Here is a 21,993-nt window from a genome sequence, read left to right as displayed (position 1 = left end):
CGTGACTGTAGGTCGCAGGACGTGATACAAGTCAGTAATGTTAAACGGAACTGAAAACCCATAATGAATCCGTCACTTCTGACCCCTTTCCGAGAATCCCGCTGTCCTGACTGGATATGCCCAGTCTGCGGTGGGAATACGCTGACCATAAAAGAAGGAACCTTTCATGCCGGTCAGACTGCAGAATCCAGTAAAATATGGGATACACCCGAATCCGGTCTGCCTGATATGGAATTTGTGTTCGTCTGTCTGTTGTTCTGTGAGCGGACCCGTTGTCCGGCAGTTGTGGCCGTCAGCGGAACCGGTGTCCTTCCTGACAGCGACCGGGTCCGCTCTGCTGCAGAGGATATTACCGGGAATATTCTTTACCGGGCGGCCAGTTTTACACCTGCGTTGCCAGCATTCGCTATTCCTGCGGAGTGTCCTGATGAGGTCACCCTGCCGCTAAGACAGTCTTTTTCGCTGTTTATCAGTGCACCAGGCTCAGCAGCAACAGCAATACGAATTACCCTGGAAGCACTGATGAAAGCGCTTAATATCTCGGGTACAAAATTACACACACGGCTCGAAAAGTTGCGGGATGAAGCTGAATATGCTGAGCACATGGATGCCCTGATGGCCCTCAAATGGCTGGGTAATGCCGGCAGCCACGAACTGGACCGGGTGAGCAGCCAGGACATTGAAGATGCATACCAGATTATTGAGTCTGTGCTTGATAAGATTTTTGCCGGCTCTAAAGAGTCACTGGCAACGCTGATCGCTCGCATGACCCGTGTGTTTGGTCCCCAAAAATAGCCAGGCCATCCTACCAACCTTACAAAGGACATCTGAATGCACTTTTATGTGGATGAAACCGGTCATACCGGTCCGAATCTGTTTGACCGCACCCAGCCTGTTCTATCTTACGGCGTTCTTTCCTCACCCGATGACCTGGACAAGGTGGCCGAATCTGAACTGGCCAGTTTGCGCAAAAAGCTGGGCGTACAGCGCCTTCACGCTGCTGAGCTGGGCATGTACCGCCTTGATGATGTGGTCGATACGCTGCTGGTTCTGCAGAAGAAGCACCGGATACGGTTTGATGTCTGGCAGGTGGTTAAACGGGATCACGCCATTATTTCGTTCTTTGATCAGGTATTTGATCAGGGACTGAATCCGGTGGTGCCCTGGAGTGCCTACTGGACTCCGCTGCGCTATCCGTTGCTGTTGAATCTGTCCAATCTGTTTGATGATGAGCTGGCTGAAAAAGCGTGGCGTGCTCGTCTTGAGGCTCATGATGAACGTTCTTCCTCATTATTCAGTGAGGTTTGTGGGGCGCTGCTTCAGCGTGTTCATTCTCTGGGTGATGCCCGTTCCGTTGAACTTATTACCGATGCCCTGTACTGGGCGATGGTCAACTTTGATGAACTGGGGTACAACTGCAAAACCAATAAGGAAAAGCTGCAGATCATGCCCAACATGATCGGTTTTCAGTCCGTTTTGCACGGGATCTGCTCCCGTCTGGGGGCTCCGAAGCGGAAAGCAGATATCATTGTTGATCAGCAGTCGCAGTTCAACACCACCCAGCGGGAGCTGAACGAGTTTTACTACCAGATCCGCGAACAGCCGTGGGCACTGGGGCCGGGTTTGCCCGTCATGGATATGAAGAACATGCCGGCAAAACCGCTTGTCTTCCAGTCGGGAACGATGAGTGCCGGGCTGGAGCTGGTTGATATTTATCTCTGGATCTTCAAACGGTACATGGAGCAGAAGGAGCTGACTAGGCCCCTTTCCCGCCTTGTCTACACCAATCTTAAAACGGCGAGAACTGACAGTGTTTCCCTGCAGTCTGTCGCGAAACGGTTTAAGGAGTTTTTTGAAAAACTCCCTGAACCAACTGCAGAAATGATGGAAAAAGCAAATGAACTCAGGGCCGTGGAAGAAACGCGCCGGCTTGCCCATCGTGTACAAAGTGTGTCGCAATCCTGATCGGAAAGGTTAACCGCATATGAAGGCAGAAAGTGCCCGTCAGATTCAGGAGCTGATTGAACTCGAGAAATTTAACCCTGAAACACTGTGCTCAGGCGAGAGCTGGTTAGCGCCTTCAGCCAGTGAAGTCATCGTGGTCAGGGAGCTGATCCCCCTGACTGACGTGCAACTGGCGAACCGGCTGGATGTGGACGAACGTACCATCCGTAAGTGGAAATCCGGTGAGACCAGTATGGTGTTCACCACCTGGTGTTGTCTGTGCTGGCTGGCCGGGCTGGGGATGCTGCTGGAAGAACCGGCTTAGCCGGTTCTGACGCGTTTCCAGATACGTCGGAGAATGAATCGTCTCTGGTATCGGCAGCTGGAACGGATGATATGAGGGAGACGGTCATAGTTTTTCCAGAATAATGTCCAGCCCTGATACCCCTTGACCACTAAAAGGATGAAACAGCCGGTTTTGAAGATGCCATATGCGATGGCGGTGAGGATGAGAAATACAGTCATACGATGTTCCTTATGTAAAACTGTATTTAGAAAATTCGATGCGGCCTTTAAGGCCGGTCAGTAAAAAAACTGAAAAAAATTTCCCTTCCCTCTTTGTTGCTGTTTCAAGCTTTGTATGTCGTTAATTTTGCCCCGCAAGCAATAATTCATTTACTGCAGCAATGTGCAGATTTTTTTGACTTTTTGGCAACAATTCTTCTTTTTCTCTCCGGAGATCCGGTTTCTGTTAAAGCCAGAAGTAGTTGATATCCACCTTCACACTCATATTGGGTGTAAGAGTGACTGAAATAGTCGTCATAGCCAAAACGACGCAGACAATATATGATTACCGGTGGTCATGAAAGTGGCATTCCTAGATTAATTATCATATCTTATATAAGAAGCTGGTTAAGCAGCCCTTCCGTTCGAATCTAGCTTTGCAAGCTTAAGGTGTGTTAATGCTGAACCTGACCTAGAATAAAAAAATTTCACTATTGCTTTCTTTAACAACTTGAATGTCATCTTAAAAATAAATATTAAGGATTTCTTTTGTGGCAGATAATATAATTATTGATGAGAAAGAGTTAGTTACCTTAGTTGAAGTACCACTTGATATTATTGATCCTAATCATCGGAGTATTACTCCAGAAATGCGTAGAAAAATTTTAGCGCAACGATTCAGAAACCAGCTATATGCTGATGGCATCGAAACTGGACATCTTGAGGAGGTAAATGGGAAAGTTACTTTCAGGTCTAAGTTAACACTACCATCCTTTGCTGGTTTTGTCTTTGAAGCTTACTTGGTAAGTAAACTCAATGATAATAAAAAAATGGGGCAAGCCGCATTTACATGGTGTACACAAAGGTCAAGGTTGGCTTTATCGAGTGTATACGATCAATACAAAGCCATAGGGACTGGATTTATTAGCACTCATCAACTGCATCCCCATTTATATGCGCCTCACAGTAGTTCTGATATCCGTTTTGTTAGAAAAAACCCCCAAAATGGGGTAATAGAAACAGCATTAATACATGGCACACACAACATTGCTGGAATTCAGGTTAAGGCTATAAAAGGAAACTTAAAAAGCCAAATTATTGATCCTTTATTACGTGGGCAATATTCTCACGTCATAACACTTCTGAGGGATTACTATGGAACACCTACACGAACAGTTTGTTTGCGCTGGATTAATTTTGGCGTGCGAGATGGAAGTATCACTTCACAACAACGTGAGTTTCTTGAAGATCGGATAAAAGGCCCTGAGTTTTTAGGTATAGATCAGCGCGATATTGATGACTACTATGACTATATCGAAGATTACCATAACGGGTACTGTTTACCTGATAAATCAATTTCCGATGCAACTTTCTCTGAGATTAAGCGGTACAAAGACCATAATGGGTTGTTAGTTCCTGATGACGTAGGAACAGAAATTTAAACAACTTGAAAGATAGAAGTAAAAATTACATCTTAGGTGCAATACATAAACATTCAGATTTATCACGATAACTACCTTAGTGAATTCATTCAAGAGTTGAAAGTATATAGGCCCGATTTATCGGGCCTTTTACTTACTGCTTAAGGATTAAAATTTAATTGCGGGCATTCATTCTTTTGTTTATCAGATCAAACAGCTTTTCAAAACGGTCCAGTTCTTCTTTGGACAATATCTGATTATCGCCATCTTTCATACGATTCATGAATGCGCGGGCGGGTTTGGCTTTCACAAAGTGTTTCTTGTCTGCCGAGAAGGCACTTTCAATCTGTTTGACAATCCGCGGTATTTTATCATTCAGTTTAAGAGTAGCTGGTTTCAGATCATAGCTTTCATCAACCATCTGAAGGAAAGTCTCACGATTGAAGAGATCTTCGATATCGCACTCGTCACGCTTAGACTCCAACGCATCAGAAACAAATATTACGTTCTTTCTAGTAAGCATGCCCTGCTGCTGAAGCTCAGTTGAAGTCTCCCGGCTTTGCTTCTCATCATCCAGAAGCACAACAACATTAAGATTCTGAGAGGACAGAAGAGAAACCATGTAGGATACGCGCTGTGCCCCGCCGGCAGGGGTTATGGTGATTTTGCTGTTCAAGCCTTTTCTGCCGACAGACGTCAGCACATCTGAAATTGTACTGAGGTACCAGAAATCAGTAACGCCCTCAACAATCAAATTATGAGAACCAATAAATAACGACTGTGCGATGTCATAACCCAGCGCGGCCTGCAACGGGAATAAAGTTGTGGAATCCCCGCTGGGATCGTTGGTCACCGTCGTACCCTTATCCTCTGCAATTGACACAGTTTTTATATCGGAAATGTTTTTAATTGGCACCAGGAACGGAGAATGAGTGGTATAGATAATCTGATTTTCAAAATCATTGTTCAGATGATTTAGGAGATCAGTCTGAGATTTAGCATGCAAATAAAGTCCGGGCTCATCCAGCAAAATAATAGCATTTTCTGCTGCCCCCCCCTTGGTATCTGCAAAAAATGTTATATAGAAAGAGAAGAACCACTTAAATCCCCGGCTTCTTTCATCTAGGTTCACCTCAACATCGTAGGAATTATTCGAATCTGAAACATATGTATCGAAATAATCACTATCCACGTTGAAACGAATTTTAAGAGGTTTATCCTGCCATAGCCTTCTTATTTCCGTCGTGACGATTGCTCCGGCTCTGTTTACAAGCTGATTTCGAATCTCTGAATTATTCCTGTTAGCAGTTAGTTCGGCCGGGTCAATTCCTGCAACCTTACACAGCTTTTCAAAATTAATATCTGCATTCGTTAGTTTAGATTGTTGTTTACGCTGAGTGTACTCGGCCATATGATGATGACCGTTCAGTTCCGGATATTCATCAACCATTACGAAAACAGGAAGATTTTTCAGGACCCATTGTCGCGCGGCTTTTTGTCTGACTGCATCATTGATAATTTCTGCCAGACTATCCTCCAGTTCATCAAGAGCATCGTCAGAATCTGATTTGAGCTCAATATCATACTTTATCAGATATTTCCTCAGTTCCTGAGGTTTACCATTAGCCTGCCCTGACCATGCTACGGGTCGGTCAGGAATAGGAAGCATAGCATTACAAATGTCTCTTATGGACTGACGGTCGACCTGACTTTCCTCAGTGCTACTTTCATGGTTATCAAAGAACAGTTCCGTTTGGGCGGAAATTTTACGCACTTCTTTTTTTATTTTTTGTGCATCATATTCGAACTTATTAAGACCGATAAAATTGATATACCTTAACTCGCCATTATATCTCCTGCCAACCGTTACGGATGTATTATTTTGTACACGTGGATATATTTCATTAAGTTCAGTTAGTTCTTGTTCGGATAATGTCCATGTGGTATCTACCACTGGTGTGTCAGGCGTACACTCACTTAATTTTCTATTCCTTGGGAAATCTTTTATATCATTGAGTTTGTCGAAACCTTCTGCCGGATTAAGGCTTTTAAGAGCAAGTAACAAATTTGTTTTGCCGCTTTCATTCCGCCCCAGAATTGCTGTCAGTTTCTCAGTGGTTATCACCCCACTGTCAAACACAGAGCGGAAGTTTCGAACACGAAAAGATTCCAGTTTCATACATACTCCCCTATTTCAGTAATGCTGTGGCAATCGCCGTGGCGGAAGAAAGAAAGGCCAGCCCCAGAGCAGACCATATTTTAAGATTATTGGTTTTAATCTCGAAGCTGAGCCTTTTGTTCTGTTCTTCCACGGCAATCATCTTTGTCACGAGATCCAGCATAATACCCATCTCAGCCGCACTGACAGGAGGAGATTCACGGGCGTCAGTTTCATTATTCTTCCTTCTTCTGGCATAGCGGAGATGGATCATATACAGAGGCTCGCCCTGAGAACTGAGGTTGGAAGAGCGTCTGAAAAACGCCGGGTAAGAAGCAAGCACCCGCTCTACCTCCTGCATATCCATGCCGAGACTATCAGCTATATTTCTGGGAGTTCTGCTGTTCCAGCGTTCATGCGCCCCCAGATGCTGTATTAAAGCTGTCAGATAGTGGAAATCTCTGATAAAAGAGGGCTCGTTATGAGCAGGTTCATTTGATTGCCGTGCAAATATCATATTTATCCTTAAAAGATACGGACACTATTTACGGAAGAGTATCGGGAAGACCATGCCCTTCTACGATATGTGAATCTGTATTTTAAACGGATTTTTAAATAACATCATTGTGGTTTTCAGATCATTCATGCTTACCGAAAAGATTCATTATTGCTGAAATGAATTGATAAAATGAAGTTTTTTGCCTAAACAGCAATAATCCCCTAGTCGCAACAATCTAACTCCATTAGTGCCTTTTTCTGCATCAGTCTCTCTTTTCTCCTCCTGAGATCCGAAAATTACCAGTTCCGGATCTTCTTCCTCACCTCCGGCGTGCTGCGGCGCAGAAACACAAGATGTGCAACTGTTTCAGCTGCGTTTGTGCTGTATATTGTGTCTCTAACCTGCCCAGCGATCCGGCGCGCAGGGGTAAACATTGCCGCTTTGCTTATTCCATGTGCGTGGTACACTTCCGGAAACTGAGTTATAGAGTAAAAATCGGATCTCACCGGAACGGCCTTCCGGTAATTTAATGGCGTGGCTATATGGCTGCTTATTATCAGCCTGAAAATGATGACGGCAGGGAAAAATCATCCGGGTGACAGACTCAGGGTTGTACTTAGCCGATAATGCTGCACGTCATAATTACTACGAGTGACTATTGCTCCGGATATTATTTTTGAGGCGAGAAATGGGTAAACCAACATTTAGATCATTTTACGATGTGGTCCGGGAGCTTGAGGAGAGGTACGGCCATCAAGAGCTGTGGCTCTATTCAGGAATGACAGATGCAACGGCAGATGATGTGATCAATGCCAAACCTAACTGGAAGTCACCAAAAATCCTTAAACGTAACGGAAGCATTGTTGCAGAACGAATGGATAACTCGGACTCATGGCAGCTGGTTGGTGACTACAAACAACCGCTGTCCCAGCACTGTGCTCCGCCCTGGCAATCCTGTCTGATAGATGCCTATTTTAAGGGGGCCTACATTCTCATTGAAGGAACGTATAAATAATGGGAGGCGGGATTTCTCAATAGAGGAAGCGTTATGTGTGATTTATGCAGGGCGGACGGGAATTACTTCCATACGCCGGAATGTGTGTATGACCAGCTGGTCAGTGAGTACCCCGTGATGTGGCTGCGGGACTCAACCCGGATTGGGGCCTGCTACACCCTCCGTGAACTGCTGTCGCCGGAAGGGATGGTGCTGGCCATACAGAACGCGCCTCCCGTGACGGGATGGCGGCTGCGTATGCGGTATAACGAGGCCACTGACGAAGAGATAGACCCGCAGCGCGGGGACTGTATCGCGCTGCTCTCCAGGAGGCATGCCCTGCTTGCCTTCCGGTCGCTGCAGGATGACACCGCGTCAGCTTAGACGATCGGACCCCGCAACAACCCTTAACCCGGTTAACAGGAAACCAGATGAACAGAACCGATGATGAACCACAGAACGAAACGGACGTGATGGCCACCGCTTTCAGCACCATGCGCAAGTACGGCATGAATATCCTCACCGCCACCCAGCATATGGATGTTAATGCTTACGTGAATTCCGATCTGCGGATGCCGAGAACGCGGCTGCGCCGCTACCTGGGCCAGTACGGTCTGCGCGGTGAGGCGCTGAACAGGGAGGTCAGGCGGCGTATCGTTGCCGGACCAGAACGTCGCCACAGCACGCTGCAGGAAGGGATTTACCATACGTGGCCCTATGGCTGGGAGCCAGCGGATTTCACGCCAATGATGAGGCGCATTTTCAAGGGAAAGCGCACCCGTCATGTGATGTTGTTTGATGAAATGCCTCAGCTGTTTAGCAAACTAGGATAAGCCGGAATGAACCATGACCTGGTGGCTGCCCGTGCGGCAGAAGAGATCATTGAACTGCTGACGCTGTGCCAGCAGCTGCAGTCGGAAAAGGACGGCCTGGAACGGCCGGCGCCCGGAACATATTCCCGTGATGAGGATGATTTTGCCGATCGTATCCGTTCCGCATGCGGGCACGCCCTGCAGCTGCGCCGGCTGCTTCCGGTAACGATCACTCTCAGCGCCATCGGCACCGAGATGAAACGCCGGGGAGAAATCAGTGTGCTCCCGGGTGAGGATTACGCGCAGAAAGCACTGGCTCGACTGACAGTGCAATACCTGTCCACCGGGGACAATAAACAATGATGCCGGCAATACCAGGCCAGGGCGTTTCTTTTTCTGCCGCGCAGCTGCCGGTGGCCATCGACTACCCTGCCGCACTGGCCCTGCGCCAGATGGCACTCGTTCAGGACGAACTGCCGAAATATCTGCTGGCGCCGGAAGTGAGTGCCCTGCTCCACTATGTACCCGACCTCCACCGCAAGATGCTGCTGGCCACCCTGTGGAATACCGGCGCGCGCATTAACGAGGCTCTGGCGCTGACCCGGAGTGATTTTTCTCTGGCGCCGCCTTACCCGTTCGTGCAACTGGCCACACTCAAGCAGCGGGCGGAAAAAGCGGCCCGAACGGCCGGCCGTTCGCCTGCCGGCAGTCAGACGCATCGCCTGGTTCCACTTTCTGATGCGAACTATGTCAGCCAGCTGGAGATGATGGTGGCCACGCTGAAAATACCTCTTGAACGTCGTAACAAGCGAAGCGGCAGAACCGAGAAGGCCCGTATCTGGGAGATTACCGATCGGACGGTCCGCACCTGGCTCAGCGAAGCGGTTGAAACGGCTGCGGCCGACGGGGTGACGTTCTCCGTGCCGGTGACCCCGCACACATTCCGCCATTCCTACGCGATGCACATGCTGTACGCAGGCATACCGCTGAAGGTGCTGCAGAGTTTAATGGGACATAAGAGCATCAGCTCGACGGAGGTGTATACGAAGGTGTTTGCGCTGGATGTGGCAGCACGGCACCGGGTGCAGTTCCAGATGCCGGGCGATGAGGCGGTGGCGTTGCTTAAAAAAACAGGTAACTAAGATATCAAGGTAACAAGATGGTAAGTTACTATCTTACTATCTTACTATCTTACTATCTTACTATCTTACCATCTGATTAACTTAGTAATCATGCCACCTTTAACTACCAACCTAACAAGGTATTAAGTTAATAAGTTAATAAGTTAATAAGTTAATATTACTTTAATCTAGATTTTTCAATCAGTTGAGAGATTTCTTCTCGTGATAAATTTTCTAATGCCATCACTGCAGCTCTAACTACATCGGATCTATTTACTCTCCTGTTCCCTGATAACATCTCTTCCTTAATGACATTATCGATTGAGTTAAGATTCTCTTCAGCAAGAGAGATACTGACTGGTTTTGCTTTACTAGTCGCAGATTTATTACTTGGTTCATCTGGATTTTTTGCAGTGAGGCCAGCTGTGCCTCCGTTTATAAACGAAGCTTCGTCTCTTGGCGGTGTATGTGCTCTATTCCTCACAGAATGATCTCCTTAACCAGAGCTTCAATTTCTTCTTGGGCTTTGATGTTCTGTGTTTCAAAAATAGTCATTGATTCGGCCCAGGCATCCCTGTGAGCTTTTCTGTCACACACGCGAGCATTAGACAGATTCATTTCCGGAAAGTCTTTGAGAACATCCGCTGCCTGATTAGCTTCATTAACGAACATGTTAGTTGGTGTCATATTCAACACTAAATACCCACGTACAGACTCGTTGAAATCTTTAGCTGCAGTAAAAACAGAGCATGTATGTGGTACGACATCCAAATCCATTTGGGACGGTCGTAAAGGGGAAATAAACACATCTGCAGCCATTAATCCGCTTCGCATCTCTGCACTGTCACGGCCAGCACAATCGGCGATTACAAAGTCATAAGATTTTTCATGCTCTTTTAGCATGGCTTTGATGTTGCCGGACGCTCCAGTCACAGGCATATGAGGCAAGTTCTCTGGTCGATTGTTATACCAGGTCAGTACTGATTTTTGATCGTCGGCATCTACAATGAGAACTCGCTTTCCTAGCGCCATAAGATATGCAGCGATAGAAACTGCGAGCGTACTTTTACCTACTCCACCTTTTTGACTACCAAGAACAATGATCATATTCCGCACACCTTGTTTGTTATCTTATTAAGATAATAGGATATTAAAAAGTAAATTTCAATATCACCGGCGCTTGCATCTTGCCATCATGTTAACTTGTTATGTTAATAAGATAATGTAATTCAACAAGATATGATTAAGCTTAAACGCCTTGCTATCTTATCAAGTTGTTATGATATCAAGATATTATCTTGATATCATAATCACACTTTTGAGTGAAGGAGTAAATCAATGGACCTTGTGTGGAAAAAAAATCCAAGGGGAAGGCTTGAAAGGAAACTGAATCTGGCAGAGAGAGAGGCATTGCTGCATGTTTTCAGCAACAGTCGAAAACCCGCTCAGGCTGATTTACGTATAGCAAATTCTGTGCTTGAAGAAATGGACCGCCGTAAGCTGTGGTTAAAATGTGATTGCGTCGAACATGACCCGAACATTGAAGGTCCTTTTAACTGCGAGGTTAACGTTGCCAGGTTACGCCACGTCAAGACGACAAGACAGCATGATGAACAGTGCCCTTTGTTCAGGCTAAAGAAAAGTAAGGATGCTGATAACACTATCACTGAAGGAAAAACCAGCCCATTAAATCCGGTTGGCGGGAATGACTGGTTACCTGACAAGAAGAAAGACAACAAAATCAACGCTGTGGAAGGGCCGGTAGTGCCTCGTAAGCGTCGACGCAAAACACTTAAACCCATTCCGGCTCTGGGCCGAAAATTGCTGACTCTCATTCAGGCAGCTGGCCTGAACCAACTTGAACTAGTACCTGAATATAAAAGTCCGGGGTTAGTCGGTTCGGTCAATAGAATAAAAGAAGTTCTGGATGAACATATAATGGGCAATGGAAGACAGCTTAATATGCTGTTCAGTTGCGCGCCCTGGCTGTCCCTCGAACGGATTAACGACATGCTGACTCAGCTGGAAATTTCACTGCAGGCTGATAGCAGTGATAAGGAGGCATGTGTGTATATCATTGGTATTGCGACCGATGCCAATCGGGAAGAAGTTACCTTTAGCGTTCGTAGTAATACTTTTATCCATAGGCCTGAAGGCCGAGTCAGTATTAATGGAGAAAGCACCTACAACACTGGCAGTCGGGCCCCATACTGGGCAATTCTGGAATACCGCAGAGGTAGGGATGGTAAGGTTTACTGCCATGAGGGCTATGCGCATGCCGCGTATACGCTTGATAATCCTGTGCCTGTGGATAGCAACAAAGAACGCGACACACTGAAGGTAATAATAAACGCCAGCAGCTATGCTGGCCGTCAGGAAAATCATCCGGATGCTATCAGCCTCAGCAAGCCACTTTTTACGTCTAAAAGCACTAAAAATGGGGTGGAAGAGGTCATTCATCCTGACTTCATACTGAATGTGGTTCCGAGCAAAGAAAACACAGTTACCACTTTCATCATCGAAACAATGGGCTCTGAATCCGAGGAGTATGTCGAGCGTAAACTACAAACACATAGCTGGATGGAGCAGGAAGGTGTGCTCTTAACTGATCCTCCGGGCTGGCCAGAACATTCAGACAGGACATTTAACAGCTGCCTGCTCAAACACATTTTTAGTGCAGGGAAAATGCACCAATAGTTACAGGCAGCGGTTTTGAATTCAAATAGTGACAATACACCCTCAGCCAGAAGTGGAAAGGGCGCTCTTAAGTGTGACAAACGACACTCAGGGCTGAGGGGAAATGTGACAAGCTGCACTGAACTAAGTGTGACAAATTGCCCTCATTAAGTGTTTCTAAAGCACAAAATAGGTACCATTTAGTTCCTGAAAACCAGTCAGGGCAAAGGAAGGCAAACTTTTCTGTGACAAATCACCCTGAGAGCTTTAACTCTAGTGTGACAAACCACCCTGCTAATTGTGACAAATCACCCTCAAAGCTCACTCAGGTGTGATCGACATTATGTCGCTGAAAGAAAAGACTATATGAGTCGTCTGGCGGCCTTTCTTTTTCTCGATATAAGACAGGCGCATTGGCGTTCTGCTGTTAATCTCATCGACACTCGCCTGCAGGAACCGACGGCGAAAGTCCGGCATACGCTGATAACTTTGCGGAAGCTGATAGCGCTCCATGATCCAGTCTATTTTCAGAGATACCACGCCAGAGCCATCCGGCTTACGGTACTGGCATAGTGACTCGTACAGGCGCATGGCATAGGGATTTGTGATCTCTTTCGTTTCACTTAGTCGGAACTGTGTGAAACGGTTCTGAAGGCCAATAAAGAAAGGAATGAGGTACGGGTTAATATGGACGCTGTAAAGCCCTCTGGAGGGACTATGGGCACGTTTGATGAACCAGGGAAAGGACTCATAACCTTTTTCTTCCCCGGCATCCTCTTCAGGCCGATAAAAGACCACTTCTTTACCCGCGAATCCCTTGAGAGCCTGACGGATATCTTTGCTGGCCTCGGCGGAGGTCAACCCGAAGGTTTCCGCATACTTGGCGACCTGAATTTCACATATCCCGTCATGCTCCTGGAGCGTACCGTCAGATTTTCTGATCTGGTCCACAAAGAGATAAAGCATACGCTTTTGATCGCGAGAAAGACTGTATGCCGCCTCAGTCAGTTCGTTTGACTGGACAATTCGCGGGCTATTCTTACGTTTTTTATGGTTGATAACCGCAACTTCCGTCATGACAGGTCCGTGTAAAGTGTGACAGGAATTTAGATTGTCACACTAATTGAAAAAGAGTCAACAGGTTGGGATAACTTTGTGGAGTACAGCAAATCATGAGGGCAATTTGTCACAGGGTTAAGGGCAATCTGTCACCCTTTAAGAGGGAGGTTGAGGGTGATTTGTCACACTGAAAGGGCAAATTGTCACAATGATCCTTCTCAAACCTGCATGAATAAAGGGCTGAGAGGAGTTCTAAAAAGGTAAACCTAACAACCTATTAAAAAGATCTTATAAAAATATGTCCGTGGATAAGTGGATAAACTTTAAGGAGCTAACCTTTAGAATTCGAGCGTAAGCAGAATTTGTCAGTGCAGTTCCCTGGTGCTTCCTCGCTCACTCGCGGGCTTCGCCCTGTCGTTCGGCTGCGGCGAGCACTACAGGCTCTCTCTGAAAAGCGAAATTTAACTGATCCTCGCTATGGGTATATCTTTCCAGCGGGTGGTGTACGCAGGGGAGAGCATGTCGCGTTTCATTTGCCATGATGGCGCTATCCCTCGTCCGGCAAACCAGACCTGTCCCAGCCCGGAATGATTAATGCCATCGAGAACCTTCATCAGCTCAGCGCTGTGAGGACGTGGCGGACGTTCGTCGAACAGCTGCAGCTGCGAAACGCCGGAGCCGGTGAAGTCATTCAGCATCACACCGGCTTTGGCATACCGGTGCCCGTCCTTCCAGATACGCTCCAGAGCCGTTGTGGCGGCCGCAATGATGTCCCGGGTGTCCTGAGTGGGGGTAAGCAGTTTCTCCGTGGCCACGTTGCCGTAGTAAGGCTCTTTAACGGCGAACGGAGACGTTTTGATGAATACGGAAATATGCCGGCAATACTGGCGCTCTTTACGCAGCTTTTCTGAGGCCCGCTCTGCGTACTGACAGACAGCCTGGCGGAGCGAATCGTACTCCGTGATTCTCTCTCCAAAGCTGCGGCTGCAGACGATCTGCTGTTTCGTCGGTGGTGCTTCCTCAAGCGACATGCAGCTTTCCCCGTTCAGTTCGCGCACTGTTCGCTCGAGAACGACGGAGAAATTTTTGCGTATAAAGGCCGGGTTCGTCAGGGCCAGATCGAGCGCTGTCCTGATACCCAGTACGTTAAGTTTGCGTGCAATACGGTTTCCCACACCCCAGATCTCTTCGACCGGCTGCAGTGAAAGCAGTTTCCGCGTTCGCTGAGGATTCCCCCTAGTCAGGGCGAGCACACCACGAAACTGTTTCCACTCCTTTGAGGCCCACTGGGCTGATTTTGCCAGGGTTTTAGTTGGCCCGGCACCCACGCCGATGGTCAGACGGGTACAGTCATACACGTGCTGGCGCAGCTGCCGGCCGAAGTCCTCCAGGTCCATGCAGTGCTCAACGCCGGTCAGGTCGAGGAACATCTCGTCAATCGAATACTGTTCCACCCTGGGGGCCAGCTCCTCCAGGCAGCTCATGACGCGCGCTGACATCGAGGCATAAAGTTCATAGTTGCTTGAGAACGCGTATATTTTTTCCGGGTACGTTTCGTTTTTCATCTGAAACCACGGCGTGCCCATTTTGATCCAGGGCTTTGCCTCGGCACTTCTTGCGATGACGCAGCCATCGTTATTACTGAGCACCACAACCGGCTTTCCTTTCAAATCAGGGCGGAAAACACGTTCGCAGCTGGCATAAAAGCTGTTCACATCGGCCAGGGCAAACATCAGTACATCTCCCTCGGGCGGTGGATGATGTGCGTCACGACGCCAAAGATATCCAGATCGTCCGGGTCGGGATAAATCGGCGACCAGGCGGCGTTCATTGGCTGCAGCGTCAGTCGTGGCGTCAGCAGAAGCCGTTTAACCGTAAACTCCCCCTGCACGCTGGCCACAACAATATCGCCGTGCCGGGGCTTCTCTGCACTGTCCACAACCAGCAGATCGCCATTGTAAAGGCTGCCGTCGGACATGCTGTCACCGCTGGCACGGAGGTAGTAAGTCGCGCTCGGGTGCCGTATGCAGTAATCATGGAGATCCAGGTCGGACTCGACATAGTCAGCGGCAGGGCTGGGAAAACCGCAGCTGGCCAGGTCAGCAAACAACGGATGGGCCTGTGGCGGGAGTGCTTTCCCGGTGCTGAAAAGCTGCAGTTTCATCTTTCCTCCTGACGTCTAAATATACTGGTTATGCATACAGTATATTTAACAGCGTGAGGATAATCCAGATCACCTGCTTCATGAACAGAGTGAGTAACCTAAGTTACTCAAAATGCTGTTAAATCTCATTATGAGATATTTAAGTTGCTCACAGTGAGAAATAATACTTTTGTTTTGCCATTTTGCTCTTATAATATGTATCAAATTGAGTTTAATTAACGGAGCATAATGATGAATATTTACTGCGATGATGGTTCAACTAATGTTAAGCTGGCATGGTTTGAAGGAAACGAGCTGCAGACCCGGGTTTCAGCTAACTCCTTCCGGCATGGCTGGAAAGTGGCGGAATTCAGTGCCGCAACGTTCAACTATCAGGTGGGCACGCTGAAATACACCTGGGACAGCGTCAGCCGGGATGCCATCCCGACGACAAACGTGGAATACCAGTACGGTGATCTCAACCTGCTGGCCGTGCATCATGCCCTGCTGAACAGCGGACTTGAGCCGCAGCCGGTGAGCCTGACCGTGACGCTGCCCCTGAGCGAGTATTATGACGGGGACTGCCAGCGGAACGAGGAGAACATCCGACGCAAACGGGAAAACCTGATGCGTGAGCTGGTTCTGAATAAGGGCAGGGCATTTACCGTAACGGACGTGAAGGTGATGCCGGAATCACTGCCGGCGGCGTTCTCCCGTCTCGTGGAGCTGAAGCCCGGACCCGCTGAGACCACCCTGATTATCGATCTCGGCGGAACCACGCTCGATGCCGGCGTGATTGTCGGACAGTTTGATGATATCAGTGCGGTACACGGCAATCCGTCTGTCGGTGTGTCACAGGTCACCCGCGCAGCTGCAGGCGCGCTGCGGGCTGCAGACAGCGAAACCAGCGCGCTTATTGCTGACACGGTCATCCGCAACCGCAATGATCGTCAGTATCTGCAGCGAGTGATCAACGATGCCGGAAAAATTGACGATGTTCTGAACAAAATTACAGAGGCAATCACTTCCCTGGGGGCGCGTGTCACCAGTGAGCTGACGGCCTTCAGGAACGTTAACCGTGTATTCCTGGTCGGGGGAGGGGCATCCCTCATTGAAGAGGCTATCCGTCAGGCCTGGCCTCTGGCTCCTGACCGTATCGAGGTTATCGGCGATCCGCAGCTGGCGCTGGCCAGAGAGATTGCCCTTTACAATAAAGAGGACTAAACGTGCCGGACGGCCAGTATTCTTTCTATCTGCACAGCGACGATCGCACCGACATCGCGGCGATGGCGACCATCAGCACCATCTCACAGCCCCTGCGCGGTGACTTCATCCGGACCGCCGCCACCGCCGGGGCGGTGATGTACCAGACGGATGCCCGTTTACCGGCACTGATCCCGGTATTCTTTGACGGGCATCTGAGCGCCATCCGGCTTTGCGCCGTGATGGCGCTGGTATCCGGCACCTGGTCTTCACTCTCAGGACTTCCTGATGAGCCTGACGGTGGCGTGGCGACTCTGGCCATGTCACCGGAGACGGAATACCAGCGCCGGCGTTACACCCTGACGCTTCAGGATGACCGGAGCAGCGAACGGGTTGAGGGTGTGCTGACGGGCGTGTCATCCCGTCTGCGCGGAGAGTTGCTGAGAAATCTGATTATCACCGGTCTTGCCCTGCATACGACCGCGCCGGAGCTGCCGCGTCTGCTGGCCAGTATGCCGGTACCGCCCGGCACGGTCAGCGAGCTGCAGGTTCTGGTTCAGCAGATGGCCGGTACGGCTGGCATGAGTAAAGCTGCAGTACCGGAGAAACCAGCAGAGCCTGCCGCACCGGTATCCGCTGAAGCGACCAGGATAAAGAAAAATATGCGCCGGGCATTCGGAGACTAGAGCATGTCAGTGATTAAACAAAAAGCAGAGCAGTGCATTCATAACTTTCTGCGCGCCCGGAACGTGCCTGAATCGCAGTGGCCGGAACGGGTCAAAAAGACCGGCAGGGGAATGATACTGGCAGGCGTGGCCGTCGTGGTTCCCGGTGTCCTGGTTGATAATATCTCCCTTCCGGTGACAGTTGCGATGCAGATCTGCTACGCCTCGCTGATCGGCCTCGGGGTTCTCCTGGCGTTTGACGAGAAAAAACCAGAGGGGCAGGGATGAATATGAACATTAACCTGAAGGAAACCGTGTGCAGCTTGAGAAACTGACGGGAGAGGAACGCACCCTCGTAATTGTTGCACTGCAGGCGCTGTATCGCCAGCGGGTTCATGCAGCCTGTCGGGAAAATATCCGCCCCCAGATGATATTTTTGGGCTGCATGAAGTGCAGGAGGCACTGCGCAGAATTGGGGCGGCACCGGAGAGCAGTTAAATCCGGCCCATGCACTTCAGAAAAAAAACGGCAGGGTGACATCACCTCCTGCCGTAAGCATACTTGCTGTTATTATTCTTAAACTTTAGAACCGGTTTGCGTTAAGTCAAAATATATCATCATGATTTATCGCCCTTATTTTTCTCTTCCAGAAAACAGACCCGCCATGCTTTCATGTTAATCCGGCCGCATCGGACGAAGGGTAAGCTGTCGCTCGCGTCTGCCACGGTCATTTTACGGTGGCGGCGCACAGCGCGAGGCTGCAGCAGTGTCCGCAGGATACATTCTGAATGTGAAATTCTGGCTTGCAGACGATTTCTGACGCCTGGTCACGGCGTGTATGAAGATGAAACTGCAGAAGCCATGCGTCTCTGAGAGCTCAGCCACGATGCCGGAAACGTTTTTAACCGGAACGCGCTTTAGTTTGTCACCTACGGAGTTAAGGCGGGGTGAAAAAAAGGACACCATCCGGGTAGGGGGTGTCCTGAAGCCATGCAATTCGTTACAGGTGAAAACCCTTAAGATGTTTTCGGCGCTGATAATCACATAATCACTTCGCACTTTCACCTGCCATATATCCGACTCAAAAAAAAGACGTCTCCGGTCGGGGACGTCCTGAAATCAAAGGCACACATGTCAGATAACGGCGCGAATCCATTATCAGCGTGCATTCTGCCATACACTCACGTACTCATCAGCTACCAGAACCGGTACCGAAGGATGTCGGTTCCCTCCGCCTTATTGCCGCCAGCCGGCGGCGTGTTCAACGCCGTGCCTTCACGCTAACCCGGCCGCTGTGGTCGCAAGGGTTCACGTTGTCTCCGTCCTCACCCGTTCGCACCTTTCACGGTGCATTCAGCCCGTGAAAGGCTTGCGCTGCGGCTTGCGGCGTCGCCCCTGCGCCCTCCGCTTTTCGCCGGGTTTTTGTGGCGGCACGGCGCAACAGGGTGCCGCATATCAGAGAGGAGTGTGTCTATGTCCCGTTTTATTCTGGGTGACTGCGTGCAGGTGATGTCCCGTTTTCCGGCGCGTGCCGTCGATTTTATTCTTACCGATCCACCGTACCTGGTTGGCTATAAGGACCGTACCGGCCGCACCCTGGCCGGGGACAACTCTGCCGAATGGCTCCAGCCCGCCTGTCATGAAATGTACCGCGTGCTGAAAAATGACAACCTGATGGTGAGTTTCTATGCCTGGAACCGCGCGGATCTGTTTCTGAATGCGTGGAAAACGGCCGGTTTCAGGGTGGTTGGCCATATCGTCTTTGCCAAGAGCTACGCCTCAAAATCGACGTTCGTGGGTTACACCCATGAGAGCGCCTACCTGCTGGCGAAGGGAAGGCCGCAAACCCCGGACCGTCCCATCCCGGACGTGATCCCCTGGAAATACACGGGCAACCGACATCACCCGACGGAGAAGCCGGTGCAGAGCCTGCGGCCGCTGATTGAATCGCTCACGCGTCCGGGGGCTATTGTCCTTGATCCGTTCGCCGGCAGCGGCTCCACCTGCGTAGCCGCCGCTGAAGCCAGCCGCCGCTATATCGGGATCGAGATGCTTGAGCAGTACCACGCCGCCGGCGTTCGACGTCTGGCACAGGTTGAACGGCCGAGAAGGATGCCGGCGGCCAATGACGGCGCGTTTTACCCCGACTATCCGGAGGCGGCATGAACTACCCGGGCCTTGAACACCTGCGCGCGGACGTGGCCGCGCTCAGCAATGCCATGTGTGACGTGCGGATGCTGCTGAACCGCCTCGAATCGCAGCATCGGCACGACGCGGCAACGCTTACCGAACGTATGGCTGCGCAGACTCTGCGCCGGATCAACACCCTGCTTCTTGAAGCCTACCGCGAAGCCCTGGTGCTGGACGAAACCTTTCAGGACTGACTGACCCTGCCGGGCTGATGCCCGGCCTGTAACCCCTTACAAGAGAGAAAAAACGATGTACGGAACCCGCGAAGAACTTTGTGTACAGCTTGAAAACATGTTCACGTTTGACGAACCCCTGGTCCTGCTGGTCTGGACGGAAGAGTGGATTAGCGTGGCCTGCCGTGAAGCCCAGCCAGAACCGGACGGGACTGAAATCCGGAATCTGATGAAGGCGATCGGCGAAATGAAAATGACTCAATACCGCCAGGAGGGGGTAAATAATCTGACTGTCAGCGATCTCCTGACCCGTCAGCGGGAAGTGGCAAACCGTCAGGTGAGTGTTCCGGCGGTACTCCTGTCCCGCGTCCTGCGTAACTATGAATGTGAGCTGGAAAACCGGATCGGTATGGCCTGGGAAGCCGGGCGGCAGGAGCCTGAATCCGTCAGGAATGAGCTGAAGGACGTTCACGCATTACAGGAGACGCTGGCCGCGTAAGGGAAAGAGCCGGGGTAACGCCCCGGCAACCGGTGGACATCCACAGCGAAAAGGATGTCAGTGCCTTCCGCTTCTATCCGCCGCTGCCCTCCGGGCCACGTCGGGACAATGAAACTCCCCTGAAGCTCCGTGCGGTGACGGCATGCGCCGTGACTTCACTGTAGCCCGGCCGCATCGGCCACAAGGGTTCGCTGACGCCTCCGTCCTCACCCGTTCGCACCCTTCACGGTGCATTCAGCCCGTGAAGGCTTTGCGCTGCGGCTTGCGGCGTCGCCCCTGTGTCCTCCGCTTTTCGCCGGTCTGTCGTGTCGTCACGGCGATGCCGGAACCGAGAATATGTTAACCGTGGAGGATCTATGAACCAGACCGTGACCTGTGATGCTGTTCGTCTTGAGGGTGCGCAGCGCCTGACTTTCCTGCCTGATTTGTTTGGCGGCGATTTTATGACGTCCGAGGCATCCGTGTACGCCTATGCCCAGCGTTACTGCCCTGAGTATCAGGGGGGATTCTGGCAGTTTTACCGGCTGCCGGAAGGTGGCGGATATATGGCGCCTGACGTGGAGAGCCTGACCCTGTGCAATCCGGACAACTGGTTTGAGCAGACTGTCAGCGGGGAGGTGGCGGGGATCATCCTCACGGCGCTGGTACTGAATCACCGGAGCTGGCACCACAGTAACCATGACCATGAGGAGCTGTGCCGCCACTTCTGCCGCCGTTATGAGCAGCTTATGGCATTTGCTGATACCCATCCTGAAAGCGCCACGATCTGGCGTGCTCTTGACTGATTCACCACGGGCGGCAATGCCGCCCGACTAATGGAGAAAAACATGATTGGTACAGCAAAAGAGATAGCCATCGAAATGCTGCGTGATGACGATAATGACGGCGAGAAATTTGTATTCGCCAGCTGGAGCCGGAACGATATTCGCGGTCTCTGCATTGACTGGGATCTCAGTGATGAAGAGATCGACGTGGTGATGGAAAGACTGGAGGCAGAGTTGTATCCCTCCGGATGTGTCCCTCTCATCTACAACATTGTTGAGGTGATGGTGGAAGAAAAACGGAAACACCGTAATGTCACCATTCCGGCAGCGGCGCTTGCGGTGGTGATGCAGCTTGCAGGGAAGGAAATGGAGCGTATCGCCGTATGCGCTGAGGATGGCGGCGGATCGGCAGAAGAAACCCTGAAAGAAGAAAACGACGTCATGTTGAACCTGCGCGCAGCGCTCGATGCCTGACAGAGAAACCGGAGGCGTTGCCTCCGGAAACTGAAAAAAGGAGAACACCATGCAACTGTCACCGGAAACCCGCAGCATCCTGCGCCAGTATAAAACGCTCATCAACGAGCGACGTCGCGAATCCGGACTCAACCCCGTAACCACGGCGAAAGTGCTGGATGAGATCTGCGAATCGGCTACCCGCCAGTGTGCCGTTTATCTTTGCGGCCACTTCATTCTCCAGGGCGGTCAGGGGGATGCACAGTAAATAATCCGGGCGGGGCATATGCGCCGCCTGTTCGCGCGCGAAAACCCTGTCATCCCTTCGGGCTGACGGACGGCAAGGCCAGCGCCTGCGGCGCTGCCCCCTCCCGCCCTGATGTAAGCCCGGGGAGATGCACATGAAAGGCATTGTGAGGGCGAATTGTCACTGATACGGTCCTGCGTGGCGTGGCGTGGCGTGGCGTGGCGTGGCGTGGCGTGGCGTGGCGTGGCGTGGCGTGGCGGCTCTGAAACCCGATCAGCAAATTCCCTCAAAACACCCGAATCCCACTTCTGGCCCCCTTCGGCTCCCGGCCAGCGCTGCTGTCCGGTCGTCGAGCCCCACTCCGCCAGGGCGGCTGCTGACGCACCCGCCGGGCTCCGCCGAACCCCTCCGGGGTTCGTGCCATACGGCTAGGGTCTGATGGCTAAGGTCAAGGGCTGCGGCTTCTCC

The 21,993-nt window shown here is 50.6% G+C and carries 26 protein-coding genes; 19 read left to right on the top strand and 7 right to left on the bottom strand.

What is annotated here, in order from left to right; all coding sequences use genetic code 11:
* Nucleotides 1-63: 63 nt before the first annotated feature.
* The 4 genes from HCH49_RS20170 to HCH49_RS20155 all read left to right on the top strand — a co-directional run bounded on the left by HCH49_RS20170 (nt 64) and on the right by HCH49_RS20155 (nt 3,890).
* Nucleotides 64-795: a DUF4145 domain-containing protein gene (locus tag HCH49_RS20170; RefSeq protein ID WP_047353093.1), complete on the top strand. Its 732-nt coding sequence runs from the start codon at nt 64-66 to the stop codon at nt 793-795.
* A 36-nt stretch (nt 796-831) separates the two neighbouring features.
* A complete protein-coding gene (locus HCH49_RS20165; protein ID WP_126514117.1) occupies nt 832-1,965 on the top strand; it encodes a DUF3800 domain-containing protein in 1,134 nt (377 codons plus the stop codon).
* A 19-nt stretch (nt 1,966-1,984) separates the two neighbouring features.
* A complete protein-coding gene (locus tag HCH49_RS20160; RefSeq protein ID WP_047353095.1) occupies nt 1,985-2,269 on the top strand; it encodes a hypothetical protein in 285 nt (94 codons plus the stop codon).
* 730 nt (nt 2,270-2,999) lie between these two features.
* Nucleotides 3,000-3,890, top strand: a complete 891-nt coding sequence (locus tag HCH49_RS20155) for a hypothetical protein (protein WP_063160983.1) — start codon at nt 3,000-3,002, stop codon at nt 3,888-3,890.
* A 154-nt stretch (nt 3,891-4,044) separates the two neighbouring features.
* On the opposite strand, the gene HCH49_RS20150 is transcribed toward HCH49_RS20155, so the two are convergent.
* Both HCH49_RS20150 and HCH49_RS20145 read right to left on the bottom strand, forming a co-directional pair.
* Nucleotides 4,045-6,048, bottom strand: a complete 2,004-nt coding sequence (locus tag HCH49_RS20150) for an AAA family ATPase (RefSeq protein WP_126547841.1) — start codon at nt 6,046-6,048, stop codon at nt 4,045-4,047.
* A gap of 10 nt (nt 6,049-6,058) precedes the next feature.
* Nucleotides 6,059-6,544 carry a hypothetical protein gene (locus tag HCH49_RS20145; RefSeq protein ID WP_045325870.1) on the bottom strand — a complete coding sequence of 162 codons (486 nt, stop codon included), beginning with the start codon at nt 6,542-6,544 and terminating at the stop codon, nt 6,059-6,061.
* A gap of 670 nt (nt 6,545-7,214) precedes the next feature.
* Here HCH49_RS20145 and HCH49_RS20140 point away from each other — a divergent pair.
* The 5 genes from HCH49_RS20140 to HCH49_RS20120 all read left to right on the top strand — a co-directional run bounded on the left by HCH49_RS20140 (nt 7,215) and on the right by HCH49_RS20120 (nt 9,474).
* Nucleotides 7,215-7,541 (top strand): hypothetical protein, encoded by a 327-nt coding sequence (locus HCH49_RS20140; RefSeq protein ID WP_221696920.1) that lies wholly within the window; start codon nt 7,215-7,217, stop codon nt 7,539-7,541.
* A gap of 33 nt (nt 7,542-7,574) precedes the next feature.
* A complete protein-coding gene (locus tag HCH49_RS20135; RefSeq protein WP_221696926.1) occupies nt 7,575-7,904 on the top strand; it encodes a hypothetical protein in 330 nt (109 codons plus the stop codon).
* Nucleotides 7,905-7,993: 89 nt separating this feature from the next.
* Nucleotides 7,994-8,353: a hypothetical protein gene (locus HCH49_RS20130; RefSeq protein WP_350309126.1), complete on the top strand. Its 360-nt coding sequence runs from the start codon at nt 7,994-7,996 to the stop codon at nt 8,351-8,353.
* Between the two features lie 6 nt (nt 8,354-8,359).
* Nucleotides 8,360-8,695 carry a hypothetical protein gene (locus HCH49_RS20125; protein WP_221696928.1) on the top strand — a complete coding sequence of 112 codons (336 nt, stop codon included), beginning with the start codon at nt 8,360-8,362 and terminating at the stop codon, nt 8,693-8,695.
* On the top strand, nt 8,692-9,474 hold the full coding sequence (locus tag HCH49_RS20120; protein ID WP_221696929.1) for a site-specific integrase: 783 nt from the start codon (nt 8,692-8,694) through the stop codon (nt 9,472-9,474). The genes HCH49_RS20125 and HCH49_RS20120 overlap by 4 nt, the downstream gene beginning before the upstream one ends.
* A 157-nt stretch (nt 9,475-9,631) precedes the next feature.
* On the opposite strand, the gene HCH49_RS20115 is transcribed toward HCH49_RS20120, so the two are convergent.
* Nucleotides 9,632-9,937: a hypothetical protein gene (locus HCH49_RS20115; RefSeq protein WP_014172326.1), complete on the bottom strand. Its 306-nt coding sequence runs from the start codon at nt 9,935-9,937 to the stop codon at nt 9,632-9,634.
* Nucleotides 9,934-10,560, bottom strand: a complete 627-nt coding sequence (locus HCH49_RS20110; RefSeq protein WP_008502208.1) for a ParA family plasmid-partitioning AAA ATPase — start codon at nt 10,558-10,560, stop codon at nt 9,934-9,936. The genes HCH49_RS20115 and HCH49_RS20110 overlap by 4 nt, the downstream gene beginning before the upstream one ends.
* Nucleotides 10,561-10,791: 231 nt before the next feature.
* Between HCH49_RS20110 and HCH49_RS20105 the strand changes: the two genes are divergently transcribed.
* On the top strand, nt 10,792-12,150 hold the full coding sequence (locus HCH49_RS20105; RefSeq protein WP_221696930.1) for a hypothetical protein: 1,359 nt from the start codon (nt 10,792-10,794) through the stop codon (nt 12,148-12,150).
* Between the two features lie 300 nt (nt 12,151-12,450).
* On the opposite strand, the gene repE is transcribed toward HCH49_RS20105, so the two are convergent.
* From repE to umuD, 3 genes are all read right to left on the bottom strand, one after another.
* Nucleotides 12,451-13,206, bottom strand: a complete 756-nt coding sequence (repE, locus tag HCH49_RS20100; RefSeq protein WP_008502210.1) for a replication initiation protein RepE — start codon at nt 13,204-13,206, stop codon at nt 12,451-12,453.
* A gap of 443 nt (nt 13,207-13,649) precedes the next feature.
* Entirely contained in the window at nt 13,650-14,921 is a 1,272-nt protein-coding gene (locus HCH49_RS20095; protein WP_221696931.1) for a Y-family DNA polymerase, read from the bottom strand.
* On the bottom strand, nt 14,921-15,352 hold the full coding sequence (gene umuD / locus HCH49_RS20090; protein ID WP_045337362.1) for a translesion error-prone DNA polymerase V autoproteolytic subunit: 432 nt from the start codon (nt 15,350-15,352) through the stop codon (nt 14,921-14,923). Before umuD ends, HCH49_RS20095 begins: the two co-directional genes overlap by 1 nt.
* A gap of 231 nt (nt 15,353-15,583) precedes the next feature.
* On the opposite strand from umuD, the gene parM reads away from it, so the two are divergent.
* The 9 genes from parM to HCH49_RS20045 all read left to right on the top strand — a co-directional run bounded on the left by parM (nt 15,584) and on the right by HCH49_RS20045 (nt 21,546).
* Complete coding sequence (parM, locus tag HCH49_RS20085) at nt 15,584-16,555, top strand: plasmid segregation protein ParM domain-containing protein (protein ID WP_221696938.1); 972 nt, start codon at nt 15,584-15,586, stop codon at nt 16,553-16,555.
* Nucleotides 16,556-16,557: 2 nt separating this feature from the next.
* Nucleotides 16,558-17,220: a plasmid partitioning/stability family protein gene (locus tag HCH49_RS20080; protein WP_221696932.1), complete on the top strand. Its 663-nt coding sequence runs from the start codon at nt 16,558-16,560 to the stop codon at nt 17,218-17,220.
* A gap of 3 nt (nt 17,221-17,223) precedes the next feature.
* Nucleotides 17,224-17,487, top strand: a complete 264-nt coding sequence (locus tag HCH49_RS20075) for a hypothetical protein (RefSeq protein WP_221696933.1) — start codon at nt 17,224-17,226, stop codon at nt 17,485-17,487.
* Between the two features lie 1,185 nt (nt 17,488-18,672).
* A complete protein-coding gene (locus HCH49_RS20070; RefSeq protein WP_221696935.1) occupies nt 18,673-19,365 on the top strand; it encodes a DNA methylase in 693 nt (230 codons plus the stop codon).
* A complete protein-coding gene (locus tag HCH49_RS20065) occupies nt 19,362-19,583 on the top strand; it encodes a hypothetical protein (RefSeq protein WP_013087144.1) in 222 nt (73 codons plus the stop codon). Before HCH49_RS20070 ends, HCH49_RS20065 begins: the two co-directional genes overlap by 4 nt.
* Nucleotides 19,584-19,638: 55 nt before the next feature.
* On the top strand, nt 19,639-20,061 hold the full coding sequence (locus HCH49_RS20060; RefSeq protein WP_221696936.1) for a DUF1380 family protein: 423 nt from the start codon (nt 19,639-19,641) through the stop codon (nt 20,059-20,061).
* Nucleotides 20,062-20,417: 356 nt separating this feature from the next.
* Entirely contained in the window at nt 20,418-20,846 is a 429-nt protein-coding gene (locus HCH49_RS20055) for an antirestriction protein (protein WP_008502215.1), read from the top strand.
* A gap of 42 nt (nt 20,847-20,888) precedes the next feature.
* Nucleotides 20,889-21,299, top strand: coding sequence for a DUF1380 family protein (locus tag HCH49_RS20050; protein WP_032664463.1), 411 nt, complete (start codon nt 20,889-20,891; stop codon nt 21,297-21,299).
* Nucleotides 21,300-21,348: 49 nt separating this feature from the next.
* Nucleotides 21,349-21,546, top strand: coding sequence for a hypothetical protein (locus tag HCH49_RS20045; RefSeq protein ID WP_032664460.1), 198 nt, complete (start codon nt 21,349-21,351; stop codon nt 21,544-21,546).
* The last annotated feature ends 447 nt before the right edge of the window (nt 21,547-21,993 follow it).

This window comes from Enterobacter sp. Y17, from assembly GCF_019730495.1.
GTDB classification, from domain to species: Bacteria; Pseudomonadota; Gammaproteobacteria; order Enterobacterales; family Enterobacteriaceae; genus Enterobacter; species Enterobacter asburiae_B.
The sequence above is the reverse complement of the archived record's forward strand: the minus strand, read 5'-3'. Positions and strand labels throughout refer to the sequence as shown.

Coding starts and splice junctions, on each gene's coding strand:
- parM (WP_221696938.1), top strand. CDS start 15,584: ATGAATATTTACTGCGATGATGGTTCAACTAATGTTAAGCTGGCATGG.
- HCH49_RS20150 (WP_126547841.1), bottom strand. CDS start 6,048: ATGAAACTGGAATCTTTTCGTGTTCGAAACTTCCGCTCTGTGTTTGAC.
- HCH49_RS20130 (WP_350309126.1), top strand. CDS start 7,994: ATGGCCACCGCTTTCAGCACCATGCGCAAGTACGGCATGAATATCCTC.
- HCH49_RS20045 (WP_032664460.1), top strand. CDS start 21,349: ATGCAACTGTCACCGGAAACCCGCAGCATCCTGCGCCAGTATAAAACG.
- repE (WP_008502210.1), bottom strand. CDS start 13,206: ATGACGGAAGTTGCGGTTATCAACCATAAAAAACGTAAGAATAGCCCG.
- HCH49_RS20135 (WP_221696926.1), top strand. CDS start 7,575: ATGTGTGATTTATGCAGGGCGGACGGGAATTACTTCCATACGCCGGAA.
- umuD (WP_045337362.1), bottom strand. CDS start 15,352: ATGAAACTGCAGCTTTTCAGCACCGGGAAAGCACTCCCGCCACAGGCC.
- HCH49_RS20055 (WP_008502215.1), top strand. CDS start 20,418: ATGAACCAGACCGTGACCTGTGATGCTGTTCGTCTTGAGGGTGCGCAG.
- HCH49_RS20065 (WP_013087144.1), top strand. CDS start 19,362: ATGAACTACCCGGGCCTTGAACACCTGCGCGCGGACGTGGCCGCGCTC.
- HCH49_RS20160 (WP_047353095.1), top strand. CDS start 1,985: ATGAAGGCAGAAAGTGCCCGTCAGATTCAGGAGCTGATTGAACTCGAG.
- HCH49_RS20050 (WP_032664463.1), top strand. CDS start 20,889: ATGATTGGTACAGCAAAAGAGATAGCCATCGAAATGCTGCGTGATGAC.
- HCH49_RS20060 (WP_221696936.1), top strand. CDS start 19,639: ATGTACGGAACCCGCGAAGAACTTTGTGTACAGCTTGAAAACATGTTC.
- HCH49_RS20095 (WP_221696931.1), bottom strand. CDS start 14,921: ATGTTTGCCCTGGCCGATGTGAACAGCTTTTATGCCAGCTGCGAACGT.
- HCH49_RS20105 (WP_221696930.1), top strand. CDS start 10,792: ATGGACCTTGTGTGGAAAAAAAATCCAAGGGGAAGGCTTGAAAGGAAA.
- HCH49_RS20140 (WP_221696920.1), top strand. CDS start 7,215: ATGGGTAAACCAACATTTAGATCATTTTACGATGTGGTCCGGGAGCTT.
- HCH49_RS20110 (WP_008502208.1), bottom strand. CDS start 10,560: ATGATCATTGTTCTTGGTAGTCAAAAAGGTGGAGTAGGTAAAAGTACG.
- HCH49_RS20125 (WP_221696928.1), top strand. CDS start 8,360: ATGAACCATGACCTGGTGGCTGCCCGTGCGGCAGAAGAGATCATTGAA.
- HCH49_RS20170 (WP_047353093.1), top strand. CDS start 64: ATGAATCCGTCACTTCTGACCCCTTTCCGAGAATCCCGCTGTCCTGAC.
- HCH49_RS20070 (WP_221696935.1), top strand. CDS start 18,673: ATGTCCCGTTTTATTCTGGGTGACTGCGTGCAGGTGATGTCCCGTTTT.
- HCH49_RS20145 (WP_045325870.1), bottom strand. CDS start 6,544: ATGATATTTGCACGGCAATCAAATGAACCTGCTCATAACGAGCCCTCT.
- HCH49_RS20075 (WP_221696933.1), top strand. CDS start 17,224: ATGTCAGTGATTAAACAAAAAGCAGAGCAGTGCATTCATAACTTTCTG.
- HCH49_RS20165 (WP_126514117.1), top strand. CDS start 832: ATGCACTTTTATGTGGATGAAACCGGTCATACCGGTCCGAATCTGTTT.
- HCH49_RS20120 (WP_221696929.1), top strand. CDS start 8,692: ATGATGCCGGCAATACCAGGCCAGGGCGTTTCTTTTTCTGCCGCGCAG.